We start from the raw sequence: 12,145 nt of genomic DNA, 5'->3' as shown, positions 1-12,145 counted from the left end.
CATCAAGCCTGCGGATTCAGTACTATCTTTCGGAGCTCACAAAAAACTCCTGTAGCGAGTGGCCGCTCAGCCTGAAGAAGGCATTTATAGGTCATGCGAAAAAGCAGATTCGTCGAATGGCCGACATTCATCCGACGCCGAGTCTGAATTTCATTCCCAGTCGGGTCTGGYGCGATGCCATTTCGCTTGATCAATGGCTGGAAGGACTGGGTGTTCTCAGTTCATCATCAGTTAATAACATCAACACACGGAAAGTGGTGGGCGTGTCATCAGCGGATGACGCCCTAACCCTGACGGGAAAATTCTGTCTCGAATTACTTTCATCAACACTGGGAGTTCTGCATCTGCTGCATCCCCTCGAAGTCCGAGACATTTTTCGCATTGCATGTGCCAATTGTGTCCAAGAGTCACTCGAGTCCTTTTTCGAGCGCTTTGATTCGATGACTCCTGAAGAAAGAATTGCCTGCTTCTGTCCAATCGGCGAAAATGAAATTTCCTCATTGTCATTGGCTCTTGCAACTCAGAGTGAGGAATTCTGCAGAACCTTCTTTGGTTATCTTTTAGGGGGTGAAATCCCTATGCGCACAGCCGCCACGCTTGTTTGCAATTCCATATGCGATCAAAAGTTCTCCGAGGAATTCCTCTCTTATATTATTAATATAATCGATGCAATCATCGGCGAACTGAAATATTCAGATGACGAGGATGATCAGGAGCAACTCGAATCGATTGTCAAACGACTGGATGAAACGGCTGCGACTTTGGAGCAGCAGGCGAATCGCAATGACGCAGACACTCAGTGAGCTGGTTGTTGTCACAACTGTCGGCGGGGCTCACTTTACGTTTGCGGAGCGGCGACGGCCGAGTTCGGAGGACCGCGTAAATTCCCGCCAGTGCGCTTTATCCCTCTCCATCCCGTTGGGCCGCGCCAACCTCCTCGATGAGACGGCGGCACCTATCGGCCACACAGCGGATGGGATGCCAAGTTGAGTGCCACGATCAACAAATTCCTTCTTTCATGCGCATCGTGTCGGCTTAACTTGCCACCGCCTGCCGCACCGCGTGCTCCCACTCGCCCATCAGCGCCTGCGCGCGCTCACGCGACATCGTCGGGTGGAAGGTGCGCTCGACCCGCCACTGCCGCGCCAGTTCGTCGAGCCCGCTGTAGACCCCGCACGACAGCCCGGCCAGCGAGGCCGCGCCGAGCGCGGTGGTCTCGATCACCTTCGGCCGCACCACCGGGATGCCGAGCAGGTCGGCCTGGAACTGCATCAGCAGGTCGTTGACACAGGCGCCACCGTCCACGCGCAGTTCGCTGACCGGCGCACCGCCGGCCGCGACCGCATCGCGACCCATCGCCTGCAGCAGCGCCGCGCTCTGGAACGCGATGCTCTCCAGCGCCGCGCGCGCGATGTGCGCCACCGTGGTGCCGCGCGTCAGCCCGACGATCGCGCCGCGCGCCTCGGCCTTCCAGTACGGCGCGCCCAGGCCGGTGAAGGCCGGCACGAACATCACGCCGCCGGCATCGGGCACGCTCTCGGCGAGCGACTGCACCTCGCTGCTCGCCTTGATCGCGTTCAGCCCGTCGCGCAGCCACTGCACCACCGCCCCGCCGATGAAGACGCTGCCCTCGAGCGCGAACTCGGTCTGCGCCGTCGGCTGCGCCGCGCTGGTGGTGATCAGCCCGTTGGTCGAGGTCTGGAACTGCGCGCCGGTGTGCATCAGCATGAAGCAGCCGGTGCCGTAGGTGTTCTTCGCGAGCCCGGCACGAAAGCACGCCTGGCCGAACAGCGCGCTCTGCTGGTCGCCAGCGACGCCGCCGATCGGCAGCGAGGCGCCCAGCAACTCGGCCTTCGTGTGGCCGTACACGTGGCTGGACGGGAACACCTGCGGCAGCACCTCGCGCGGCACGTCGAGCAGCTGCAGCAGCTCGTCGTCCCACGTGTTGCTTCGCACGTTCAGCAGCAGCGTGCGCGAGGCATTGCTCACGTCGGTGGCATGCACCGCGCCGCCGGTCAGGTGCCACATCAGCCACGAGTCGATGGTGCCGAAGGCCAGCTCGCCGCGCGATGCCGCCGCGCGCGCGCCGGCCACGTGGTCGAGGATCCACTTCAGCTTGGTGCCGGAGAAGTAGGCATCGATGATCAGCCCGGTCTTCTCGCGGAAGGTGGGCTCGAGCCCGCGCTCGCGCAGCGCCGCGCAGGTGGGCTCGGCACGGCGGTCCTGCCAGACGATCGCGTTGTACAGCGGCTCGCCGGTGCGGCGGTTCCACACGACGGTGGTCTCCCGCTGGTTGGTGATGCCGATCGACGCGATGTCGCGTGCCGCGATGCCGGCCTTCGCGAGCGCCTCCTTCGCGGTCGCGAGCTGCGAGTGCCAGATCTCCATCGGGTCGTGCTCGACCCAGCCCGGCTGCGGGTAGATCTGGCGGAACTCGCGCTGCGCCATCGCGACGATGCCGCCGGCGCGGTCGAACACGATGCTGCGCGAACTGGAGGTGCCCTGGTCGAGGGCGAGCAGGTAGGTCGGAGAGCTCATGCGTCGATCATGCAGCAGCCACCTCGCATTGCACACCGGCATCTGCGAGCAGGGAGGGGAAGGGTTCGGGCGGCGCCTGGTCGGTGAACAGCGCATCGATCTCGGCGAAGCCTGCCACCTGCACCATCGCCGGCCGGTTGAACTTGCTGTGGTCGGCGGCCACCCACACCTGGCGCGACTGCTCGATGATCGCGCGCGCCACCTTCACCTCGCGGAAATCGAAGTCGCGCAGCGTGCCGTCGCTCTCGATGCCCGAGATGCCGATCAGCCCGATGTCGACCTTGAACTGCTTGATGAAATCGACCGTCGCCTCGCCGACGATGCCGCGGTCGCGCGAGCGCACCACGCCGCCGGCCACGATGACCTCGCAGTCCGGGTTGTCCGACAGGATCGCCGCAACGTTCAGGTTGTTCGTGATCACGCGCAGCCCCTTGTGCCGCATCAGCTCGCGCGCGATCGCCTCGGTGGTGGTGCCGATGTTCAGGATCAGCGAGCAGCCCTCGGGCACGCCCTGCGCCACGCTGCGCGCGATGCGCTGCTTGGCCTGCTCGTTGAGCTGCTGGCGCTGCCGGTACGCGATGTTCTCGGTGGTGGAGCTCGGCAGCCGCACGCCGCCATGGAAGCGCGCCAGCAGCCCGGCATCGGACAGCAGCTTCACGTCGCGCCGCACCGTCTGCAGCGTGACGCCGAACTGCTCCGACAGCGCCTCCACCGTGGCCGTGCCGCGCGCGCGCACCTCGTCGAGCAGCAGCGATTGGCGCGGGTTCGGGGTCATGGCGGCGGAGGGTACCGAATGGCCAAGCGAAAGCAGATGCTGGATTTCCTGGGTTGCGCAGCTTTCGTTTTTCGCATAAAACGAAAAAAGAAGATCAGAAACGAACGTAATCGAACATAGCACCGAACAACAACGCGAACCTCGCCAACGGCGGGGTGTCGATGGGCCAGGAGACAGCTTCTTGAATCAACCTTTGCCGGGTGAAGTGGACGTGCTCGTCGTGGGCGGCGGCATCAATGGCGCCGGCATCGCCCGCGACCTGGCAGGCCGTGGCGTGCACGTGCTGGTATGCGAGAAGGACGACCTCGCGCAGCACACCTCGTCGGCCTCGACCAAGCTGATCCACGGCGGCCTGCGCTACCTGGAGTACTACGAGTTCTCGCTGGTGCGCAAGGCGCTGGCCGAGCGCGAGGTGCTGCTGAAGGGCGCGCCGCACATCATGTGGCCGCTGCGCTTCGTGATGCCGCACGACGCCAGCATGCGGCCGGTGTGGATGATCCGCGCCGGGCTGTTCCTGTACGACCACCTGGCCAAGCGCGAGGTGCTGGCCGGCTCGCGCACGGTGTCGCTGCGCGAGCACCCGGCCGGCGCACCGCTGAAGCCGCAGTACACGCGCGGCTTCGTCTACTCCGACGGCTGGGTCGACGATGCGCGGTTGGTGGTGCTGAACGCCCGCGACGCGGCCGACCGCGGCGCGACGGTGCTGACGCGCTGGCGCTGCACCGATGCGCAGCGCGGCGACAGCACCTGGCGCGTCACGCTGCAGGCGGACGACGGCCGCACCCACACGCTGAATGCACGCGCGCTCGTCAACGCCGCCGGCCCGTGGGCGGCGCAGTTCCTCGCCGAGGGCACACATGCGCCGCGCGCCAAGTCGCTGCGCCTGGTGAAGGGCAGCCACATCGTCGTGAAGAAGCTGTTCGACCACGACCACGCCTACATCTTCCAGAACCCGGACCGCCGCATCATCTTCGCGATCCCCTACCAGGACGGCGAGTTCACGCTGATCGGCACCACCGACGTCGAGCACCACGGCGCGATCGGCGAGGCGCGCATCGACGACAGCGAGATCGCCTACCTGTGCGAGCAGGCGAGCCGGTACTTCGCGAAGCCGGTGGCGCCGGCCGACGTGGTGTGGACCTACTCCGGCGTGCGGCCGCTGCTCGACGACGAGTCGGGCGACCCGTCGGCGGTGACGCGCGACTACTCGCTCGAGCTCGACACCTCGAAGGCGGCGTTGCTGTCGGTGTGGGGCGGCAAGATCACGACCTTCCGCAAGCTGGCCGAGGAAGCCGCCGACCTGCTGGCCGCGCCGCTCGGCACGCAGCGCGGCGCGTGGACGGCCGGCGCCTTCCTGCCCGGCGGCGACCTCAGCGTGTGGATCGGCGACCCGCAGCGCCCCGACACCGACTTCGCGCGCTTCGAGCAGGCGTTCGCGCTGCGCCATCCGCACTTGCCGGTCGCGATGCGGCATCGCCTGGCGCGCTGCTATGGCTCGCGCGTGCAGGTGCTGCTGGCGAACGGCCCCGGCGCCGAAGTCGTGCCCGGGCTGCACGAGGCGGAACTGAACTACCTGCACGCGCACGAGTGGGCGCGTGAGCCCGACGACGTGCTGTGGCGGCGCACCAAGCTCGGCCTGCACCTGACGCCGGCCCAGCGCGAGCAGGTGGCGCTCTGGTGCGCAAAGAACTGGCGTGGCGCCGCAACGACGACGACGGCAGCGCCGCCGCAGACAAGACCTTCGGAGACCTCATGGAATTGACGCTGGAGCGCATCGGCAAGCAGGTCGGTGCGCAGACCCACCTCTACCCGCTCGACCTGACCCTGGTCCCGCGCGCGGTGACCGTGCTGCTGGGGGCGACCCAGGCCGGCAAGACTTCGCTGATGCGCGTGATGGCGGGGCTGGACACGCCGACGCAAGGCCGCGTGCTGGCCGACGGCCGCGACGTGACCGGCCTGCCGGTGCGCGAGCGCAACGTGTCGATGGTCTACCAGCAGTTCATCAACTACCCGTCGATGACGGTGGCCGACAACATCGCGTCACCGCTGAAGCTGCGCGGCGAGAAGGGCATTGCCGAGCGCGTGCTGGAGCTGGCGAAGCGGCTGCACATCGAGCCGTTCCTGAAGCGGCTGCCGGCCGAGCTGTCGGGCGGCCAGCAGCAGCGTGTGGCCCTCGCGCGGGCACTGGCGAAGAAGGCCCCGCTGATGCTGCTCGACGAGCCGCTGGTGAACCTGGACTACAAGCTGCGCGAGGAACTGCGCGACGAGCTGTCGCAGCTGTTCGCGGCCGGCGAATCGACCGTCGTCTACGCGACCACCGAGCCGACCGAGGCGCTGCTGCTGGGCGGCTACACCGCAGTGATGGACGCCGGCGAGCTGCTGCAGTACGGCCCGACCGCCGAGGTGTTCCACCGGCCGCAGTCGATCCGCGTCGCGCGTGCGTTCAGCGATCCGCCGATGAACCTGGTCGAGGGCACGCACGCGAGCATCGGCATCTCGCTGCAGGCCGGCGTGAACCTCTCGGTGCCGCTGCCGGCGTCGAGCACGCCGGCGCTGACGATCGGCATCCGCGCAAGCGCACTGCGGGTTCGCCAGCGCGACGGCGATGTCGCGCTGCCGGGCAAGGTCGAGCTGGCCGAGATCTCCGGCTCGGACACCTTCGTGCACGTCGACACGCCGATCGGCGAACTGGTGGCGCAACTCACTGGCGTCCACCAGTTCACGCTCGGCGAAGCGGTGACGCTGTACCTGAACGCGGCGCAGGTGCACGTGTTCGATTCCGCAGGCCGCCTGCTGGTGGCCCCGAGCCGGGAGGGCATCTGAGATGGCACGCATCGACCTCGACCTGGCACACGCCTACAAACCGAACCCGCAGCGCGATGAGGACTACGCGCTGCTGCCGCTGAAGATGACCTTCGACGACGGCGGCGCCTATGCGCTGCTCGGCCCGTCGGGCTGCGGCAAGACGACGCTGCTGAACATCATCTCGGGCCTCGTGACGCCGTCGCAGGGCACGGTGAAGTTCGGCGGGCAGGACGTCACCGGGCAGTCACCGCAGCAGCGCAACATCGCGCAGGTGTTCCAGTTCCCCGTCATCTACGACACGATGACCGTCGCCGAGAACCTCGCGTTCCCGCTGCGCAACCGGGGTGTCGCGCCGGATCGCATCCGCCAGCGCGTCGGCCAGATCGCCGAGATGCTGGAGATGAGCGGCCAGCTGAACACGCGCGCTGCCGGGCTGTCGGCGGATGCCAAGCAGAAGATCTCGCTGGGCCGCGGCCTGGTGCGCGAGGACGTGTCGGCCGTGCTGTTCGACGAACCGCTGACCGTCATCGACCCGCACCTGAAGTGGCAGCTGCGCCGCAAGCTGAAGCAGATCCACCACGAGCTGAAGCTGACGCTGGTCTACGTGACGCACGACCAGGTCGAGGCGCTGACCTTCGCCGACCAGGTGGTCGTGATGACGCGCGGCCGCGCGGTGCAGGTGGGCAGTGCCTCGGCGCTGTTCGAGCGGCCGCAGCACCGCTTCGTCGGCCACTTCATCGGCTCGCCGGGCATGAACTTCCTGCCGGTGCGCTGGGCCGGCCAGGGCATCGACGTGGCCGGCCGGGTGCTGCCGATGACCCACAACCCGCTGCAGGGCGAGGGCAGCTTCGCGCTCGGCGTGCGGCCGGAGTACGTGGCGCTCGCGGCGCCGGACGCGGCGGGCGCCGTGCCCGCCACCGTGACGCAGGCGCAGGACATCGGCACCTACTGGCTGCTCGGTGCGCGCCTCGGCTCCGGCGACAGCGAGCAGACCATCCGCGCCCGCCTGTCGCCCGACCAGCGCATCCCGCGGGTCGGCGACCAGGTGTGGCTGTCGCTGGTCGGTGCGCACACCTGCTACTACCGGGACGATGTGTTGATTGATTCTTCCGTGGAGGTGGCGGCATGAAGCCCGTCAACCAGAAAGCCTGGCTGCTGATCCTGCCGGTGGTGTTGTGCGTGGCCTTCTCGGCGGTGCTGCCGCTGATGACGGTCGTCAACTACTCGGTGCAGGACATCATCTCGCCCGAGCGGCGCGTGTTCGTCGGCACCGAGTGGTTCAAGTCGGTGATGCGCGACGAAGACCTGCAGGGCGCGCTGCTGCGCCAGATCGGCTTCTCGTTCGCGGTGCTGCTGGTGGAGATCCCGCTGGGCATCGGCCTCGCGTTGTCGATGCCGGCCAAGGGCGCGCGCTCGTCGGCGGTGCTGGTGCTGGTGGCGATCTCGCTGCTGATCCCGTGGAACGTGGTCGGCACCATCTGGCAGATCTACGGGCGCACCGACATCGGCCTGATGGGTGCGGCGCTCGCGAAGATGGGCATCGACTACAGCTACACCGGCAACGCGACCGACGCCTGGTTCACCGTGCTGCTGATGGACGTGTGGCACTGGACGCCGCTGGTGGCGCTGCTGTGCTTCGCCGGGCTGCGCGCGATCCCCGATGCGTACTACCAGGCCGCGCGCATCGACGGCGCGAGCAAGTTCGCGGTGTTCCGCTTCATCCAGCTGCCCAAGCTGCGCGGCGTGCTGATGATCGCGGTGCTGCTGCGCTTCATGGACAGCTTCATGATCTACACCGAGCCCTTCGTGCTGACCGGCGGCGGGCCCGGCAACGCGACCACCTTCCTGAGCCAGTACCTGACGCAGAAGGCGGTCGGCCAGTTCGACCTCGGCCCGGCCGCGGCCTTCTCGCTGATCTACTTTTTGATCATCCTGCTGCTGTGCTTCATCCTCTACAACTGGATGCAGCGGGTCGGCCAGGATGCGACGACGACCGAGGGAGCCGCCCATGGATGAGCGCCGTTTCAAGAAGCGGGTGATCTTCCTGCTGCTGTACCTGCTGTTCGCGATCCTGCCGGTGTACTGGATGGTGAACATGTCGTTCAAGACGAACGAGGAGATCCTGTCCTCGTTCAGCCTGTGGCCGCAGCATTTCACGTTCGACCACTACCGCACGATCTTCACCGACGAGTCCTGGTACTCGGGCTACATCAACTCGATGATCTACGTGGCCATCAACACGGTGATCTCGCTGCTGGTGGCGCTGCCGGCGGCGTATGCGTTCTCGCGCTACAGCTTCCTCGGCGACAAGCACGTGTTCTTCTGGCTGCTGACCAACCGCATGACGCCGCCGGCGGTGTTCCTGCTGCCGTTCTTCCAGCTGTACACGACGCTCGGGCTGATGGACACGCACATCGCGGTGGCGCTGGCGCACCTGCTGTTCAACGTGCCGCTGGCGGTGTGGATCCTCGAGGGCTTCATGAGCGGCATCCCGCGCGAGATCGACGAGACGGCCTACATCGACGGCTACTCGTTCCCGCGTTTCTTCCTGACGATCTACATCCCGCTGATCAAGGCCGGCGTGGGCGTGGCGGCGTTCTTCTGCTTCATGTTCAGCTGGGTCGAGCTGCTGATGGCGCGCACGCTGACCAGCGTGAACGCGAAGCCGATCGTCGCAGTGATGACGCGCACGGTGAGTGCCTCGGGCATGGACTGGGGCGTGCTGGCCGCGGCCGGCGTGCTGACCATCGTGCCGGGCGCGATCGTGATCTGGTTCGTGCGGCATTACATCGCCAAGGGCTTTGCGATGGGGAGAGTGTGATGTTCGACTGGATGGCGTGGACCCTGCCGGTGGCGGTGTTCTTCGGCTGCATCGTGCTGATGCTGGCCGGCATGACGGTGTGGGAGCTGAAGTCGCCGACGACGGTGCGCAAGGGCTTCCTGCCGATGGCGACGACGCGCGGCGACCGGCTCTTCATCGGGCTGCTCAGCGCGGCGTACGTGAACCTCGCGTTCGTGGCGTTCAGCGAAAAGATGGTGGGCTGGTTCGGGCTGGCGGAGGAGCCGTCGATCTGGATCAGCTTCGCGGTCTCGATGGCGGTGCTGGCGCTGATCATGCGCAAGGGCTGAGCCACCGAGCTGAAGTTTGAAAAGGCCGCCGGCGATTCTTCCCCGCTGGCGTGTCGCGAGTACCCCGGGAAGTACCAGAGGAGACAGACATGAAGTTGCGCTTGAATGCAGTGGCCTTTGCCGCCGTTGCGCTGGCACTGGGCCAGAGCGCCTGGGCTGGCGAGGCCGAGGCGAAGAAATGGATCGATGCCGAGTTCCAGCCGTCGACGCTGAACAAGGACCAGCAGATGGCCGAGATGAAGTGGTTCATCGAGGCCGCGAAGAAGCTGCAGGCCAAGGGCGTGAAGGAGATCTCGGTGGTGTCGGAGACGATCACGACGCACGAGTACGAATCGAAGACGCTGGCCAAGGCCTTCGAGGAGATCACCGGCATCAAGGTGAAGCACGACCTGATCCAGGAAGGCGACGTGGTCGAGAAGCTGCAGACCTCGATGCAGTCGGGCAAGAGCATCTACGACGGCTGGATCTCCGACTCGGACCTGATCGGCACGCACTACCGCTACGGCAAGATCATGAACCTGACCGACTACATGTCGGGCAAGGGCAAGGAGTGGACGAACCCGGGTCTGGACATCAAGGACTTCATCGGCACGAGCTTCACGACCGCGCCGGACAAGAAGCTGTACCAGCTGCCCGACCAGCAGTTCGCGAACCTGTACTGGTTCCGCGCCGACCTGTTCGCGCGCCCGGACCTGAAGGAGAAGTTCAAGGCCAAGTACGGCTATGACCTGGGCGTGCCGCTGAACTGGAGCGCGTACGAGGACATCGCCGCGTTCTTCAGCGAAGACGTGAAGACGATCGACGGCAAGCCGATCTACGGCCACATGGACTACGGCAAGAAGGATCCGTCGCTGGGCTGGCGCTTCACCGATGCGTGGCTGTCGATGGCCGGCACCGCCGACATCGGCATCCCGAACGGCATGCCGGTGGACGAGTGGGGCATTCGCGCGTCGGCCGACGGCTGCACGCCGCAGGGGGCCAGCGTCTCGCGCGGCGGTGCGACCAACTCGCCGGCGGCCGTGTATGCGCTGACGAAGTACGTCGACTGGATGAAGAAGTACGCCCCGAAGGAAGCCACCGGCATGACCTTCGGCGAAGCCGGCCCGGTGCCGGCGCAGGGGCAGATCGCGCAGCAGATCTTCTGGTACACCGCGTTCACCGCCGACATGACCAAGCCGGGCCTGCCGGTGGTGAATGCCGACGGCACGCCGAAGTGGCGCATGGCCCCTGGCCCGAACGGCCCGTACTGGAAGCAGGGCATGCAGAACGGCTACCAGGACGTGGGTTCGTGGACCTTCTTCGAGGCGCATGACGCGAACCGCACGGCGGCGGCGTGGCTGTATGCGCAGTTCGTGACGGCGAAGACGACCTCGCTGAAGAAGACGATCACCGGGCTGACGCCGATCCGCGAGAGCGACATCCAGTCGAAGGCGATGACGGACCTGGCGCCGAAGCTCGGCGGGCTGGTGGAGTTCTACCGCAGCCCGGCGCGCGTGGCCTGGACGCCGACCGGCACCAACGTGCCCGACTACCCGAAGCTCGCGCAGCTGTGGTGGAAGAACGTGGCGGTGGCGGTGACGGGCGAGAAGACGCCGCAGCAGGCGATGGACAACCTGGCCGAGGAGATGGACCAGGTGATGGGCCGGCTGGAGCGCGCCGGGATGGCACGCTGCGCACCGAAGCTGAATCCGAAGGGCGACCCGAACAAGTGGCTGAGCGACAAGGGCGCGCCGTGGAAGAAGCTGGCGAACGAGAAGCCGAAGGGCGAGACGATCGCGTATGACACGCTGCTGAATGCGTGGAAGGCGGGCAAGGTTCGCTGACGCGGGCTTTGCTTCGGAGGCACGGACGTTTTCGTCCGTGCCTCCGCTTCCTGACGAAGACTCTATCGTTCGAGCACGTACGTGAGCCATGGCGCGGCCGCGGCGACCAGGAGGCCGATGACGAAGAGCAGCTTCTCTCGACGCGATGGGTTCTTGAGCAGCGGCAGCAGTCGGCGATCAACAGGATCTCGCGGTACCGTGCGGGGGTCGCGAGCGCGTTTGACCATCAAATACACCACCGCCACGAAGGCGACGACCACCACCACGCTTGCGAGCGCGGTGCTCAGCAGGGAAGGCGGTGTGCCACGCATCCGATGGTGGGGTTGACGGTCAGTTGCTGCTATCCGGAGCGCCATTGAACACGGCGTCGTCCGGATCGAGGATAGCAGCCAGCGTACGCGCCTCGTCTTCAGCAAGCGCGCGCTGATACTGCCCGAACGGGCCGGAAGCGATGAGCCATCGCGGCCAGAGGTTCAGCGATGTCGTTCCGCCTTCATGCTCCATCTCGATCACCATTCGAGGCGAATGCGTCGCCACGGTGCGTGACCAGTCGGCGCGATGCTCCGTGAGCCACTTGCCCAGCGCCTGGCGTTGTGCGCTCGTCAACTGCTCGCGCGGCCCCGGCGTGCCCGCGACGTAGGTCGTGCGAGTCGCCGCCGAGATCGGTGGGATATCGACATTGCATCCGAGCAGTCCTGCGGCCAGAACGATGGCCGTTGCACAGGCAGCGATCGACTTCTTCATGGCTGACGCATTCCAGACTCTTGTTCGGCGTTCTCGCTCGACGGTCCGGCCGATGAATCATCGCCTGGCGGTGTCGGGGTCGTCCTCCGGCTGTTGCGTGCGGCACCGCAGCCGCCTGCCAGCAGAAGCACGGCAGGCCAGATGACATTCGGTGCGAGATCGTGTGCCAGTCCCGCGGCGGCAAGAGCGCCCTCATACGACTCACATTTCAGACAGCCGCGGTCCTCGCGCGGAGGGTTTCGGTGCTGCGCCTTCATCACCAGCCGGAAGTCGATGCCGAGCGTGTAGTAGAGCTGGATGGCCATCAGCCACAGGAAGCCGATCGTCATGC

The 12,145-nt window shown here is 66.2% G+C and carries 13 protein-coding genes; 8 read left to right on the top strand and 5 right to left on the bottom strand.

All coding sequences use genetic code 11. The annotated features are described in order from the left end of the window. The coding region (locus AC1D1T_RS14355; protein ID WP_477992034.1) for a hypothetical protein at window positions 1-803 on the top strand (803 nt) is incomplete at its 5' end. 232 nt (window positions 804-1,035) lie between these two features. Here AC1D1T_RS14355 and glpK read toward each other — a convergent pair. Further along, window positions 1,036-2,538, bottom strand: coding sequence for a glycerol kinase GlpK (gene glpK / locus AC1D1T_RS14350; protein WP_477841942.1), 1,503 nt, complete (start codon window positions 2,536-2,538; stop codon window positions 1,036-1,038). A gap of 7 nt (window positions 2,539-2,545) precedes the next feature. Next, window positions 2,546-3,313 carry a DeoR/GlpR family DNA-binding transcription regulator gene (locus AC1D1T_RS14345; protein WP_465110334.1) on the bottom strand — a complete coding sequence of 256 codons (768 nt, stop codon included), beginning with the start codon at window positions 3,311-3,313 and terminating at the stop codon, window positions 2,546-2,548. Between the two features lie 181 nt (window positions 3,314-3,494). Between AC1D1T_RS14345 and glpD the strand changes: the two genes are divergently transcribed. The 7 genes from glpD (at window position 3,495) to AC1D1T_RS14310 (ending at window position 11,070) form a co-directional block, all read left to right on the top strand. After that, a complete protein-coding gene (glpD, locus tag AC1D1T_RS14340; RefSeq protein ID WP_477992033.1) occupies window positions 3,495-5,075 on the top strand; it encodes a glycerol-3-phosphate dehydrogenase in 1,581 nt (526 codons plus the stop codon). Continuing rightward, window positions 5,066-6,136 carry an ABC transporter ATP-binding protein gene (locus AC1D1T_RS14335; RefSeq protein WP_047508336.1) on the top strand — a complete coding sequence of 357 codons (1,071 nt, stop codon included), beginning with the start codon at window positions 5,066-5,068 and terminating at the stop codon, window positions 6,134-6,136. Before glpD ends, AC1D1T_RS14335 begins: the two co-directional genes overlap by 10 nt. A gap of 1 nt (window position 6,137) precedes the next feature. Further along, on the top strand, window positions 6,138-7,247 hold the full coding sequence (locus AC1D1T_RS14330) for an ABC transporter ATP-binding protein (protein ID WP_477824679.1): 1,110 nt from the start codon (window positions 6,138-6,140) through the stop codon (window positions 7,245-7,247). Continuing rightward, entirely contained in the window at window positions 7,244-8,134 is an 891-nt protein-coding gene (locus AC1D1T_RS14325; RefSeq protein WP_477824678.1) for a carbohydrate ABC transporter permease, read from the top strand. Before AC1D1T_RS14330 ends, AC1D1T_RS14325 begins: the two co-directional genes overlap by 4 nt. Next, a complete protein-coding gene (locus AC1D1T_RS14320) occupies window positions 8,127-8,939 on the top strand; it encodes a carbohydrate ABC transporter permease (RefSeq protein ID WP_477824677.1) in 813 nt (270 codons plus the stop codon). Before AC1D1T_RS14325 ends, AC1D1T_RS14320 begins: the two co-directional genes overlap by 8 nt. Beyond that, complete coding sequence (locus tag AC1D1T_RS14315; RefSeq protein WP_477824676.1) at window positions 8,939-9,247, top strand: DUF2160 domain-containing protein; 309 nt, start codon at window positions 8,939-8,941, stop codon at window positions 9,245-9,247. The genes AC1D1T_RS14320 and AC1D1T_RS14315 overlap by 1 nt, the downstream gene beginning before the upstream one ends. An 89-nt stretch (window positions 9,248-9,336) precedes the next feature. Beyond that, window positions 9,337-11,070, top strand: coding sequence for an ABC transporter substrate-binding protein (locus AC1D1T_RS14310; RefSeq protein ID WP_477992032.1), 1,734 nt, complete (start codon window positions 9,337-9,339; stop codon window positions 11,068-11,070). Window positions 11,071-11,132: 62 nt separating this feature from the next. On the opposite strand, the gene AC1D1T_RS14305 is transcribed toward AC1D1T_RS14310, so the two are convergent. Genes AC1D1T_RS14305 through AC1D1T_RS14295 form a run of 3 tightly spaced genes read right to left on the bottom strand, consistent with a single transcriptional unit; the run spans window position 11,133 to window position 12,143 of the window. Further along, window positions 11,133-11,381 carry a hypothetical protein gene (locus AC1D1T_RS14305; protein WP_477824674.1) on the bottom strand — a complete coding sequence of 83 codons (249 nt, stop codon included), beginning with the start codon at window positions 11,379-11,381 and terminating at the stop codon, window positions 11,133-11,135. A gap of 19 nt (window positions 11,382-11,400) precedes the next feature. Continuing rightward, on the bottom strand, window positions 11,401-11,814 hold the full coding sequence (locus AC1D1T_RS14300; protein ID WP_477824673.1) for a hypothetical protein: 414 nt from the start codon (window positions 11,812-11,814) through the stop codon (window positions 11,401-11,403). Continuing rightward, window positions 11,811-12,143 carry a hypothetical protein gene (locus AC1D1T_RS14295; RefSeq protein ID WP_477824672.1) on the bottom strand — a complete coding sequence of 111 codons (333 nt, stop codon included), beginning with the start codon at window positions 12,141-12,143 and terminating at the stop codon, window positions 11,811-11,813. Before AC1D1T_RS14295 ends, AC1D1T_RS14300 begins: the two co-directional genes overlap by 4 nt. Window positions 12,144-12,145 lie beyond the last annotated feature (2 nt).

This window comes from Rhizobacter sp. P2_H3 (genome assembly GCF_056403355.1).
Note: the sequence above shows the minus strand (reverse complement) of the source record. Positions and strands in the feature narration are given on the sequence as shown.

Bases quoted from the DNA above. Each gene is read 5' to 3' on its own strand.
- glpK (WP_477841942.1), bottom strand. From the start codon at position 2,538: ATGAGCTCTCCGACCTACCTGCTCGCCCTCGACCAGGGCACCTCCAGT.
- AC1D1T_RS14345 (WP_465110334.1), bottom strand. From the start codon at position 3,313: ATGACCCCGAACCCGCGCCAATCGCTGCTGCTCGACGAGGTGCGCGCG.
- AC1D1T_RS14335 (WP_047508336.1), top strand. From the start codon at position 5,066: ATGGAATTGACGCTGGAGCGCATCGGCAAGCAGGTCGGTGCGCAGACC.
- AC1D1T_RS14330 (WP_477824679.1), top strand. From the start codon at position 6,138: ATGGCACGCATCGACCTCGACCTGGCACACGCCTACAAACCGAACCCG.
- AC1D1T_RS14325 (WP_477824678.1), top strand. From the start codon at position 7,244: ATGAAGCCCGTCAACCAGAAAGCCTGGCTGCTGATCCTGCCGGTGGTG.
- AC1D1T_RS14320 (WP_477824677.1), top strand. From the start codon at position 8,127: ATGGATGAGCGCCGTTTCAAGAAGCGGGTGATCTTCCTGCTGCTGTAC.
- AC1D1T_RS14315 (WP_477824676.1), top strand. From the start codon at position 8,939: ATGTTCGACTGGATGGCGTGGACCCTGCCGGTGGCGGTGTTCTTCGGC.
- AC1D1T_RS14310 (WP_477992032.1), top strand. From the start codon at position 9,337: ATGAAGTTGCGCTTGAATGCAGTGGCCTTTGCCGCCGTTGCGCTGGCA.
- AC1D1T_RS14305 (WP_477824674.1), bottom strand. From the start codon at position 11,381: ATGCGTGGCACACCGCCTTCCCTGCTGAGCACCGCGCTCGCAAGCGTG.
- AC1D1T_RS14300 (WP_477824673.1), bottom strand. From the start codon at position 11,814: ATGAAGAAGTCGATCGCTGCCTGTGCAACGGCCATCGTTCTGGCCGCA.
- AC1D1T_RS14295 (WP_477824672.1), bottom strand. From the start codon at position 12,143: ATGACGATCGGCTTCCTGTGGCTGATGGCCATCCAGCTCTACTACACG.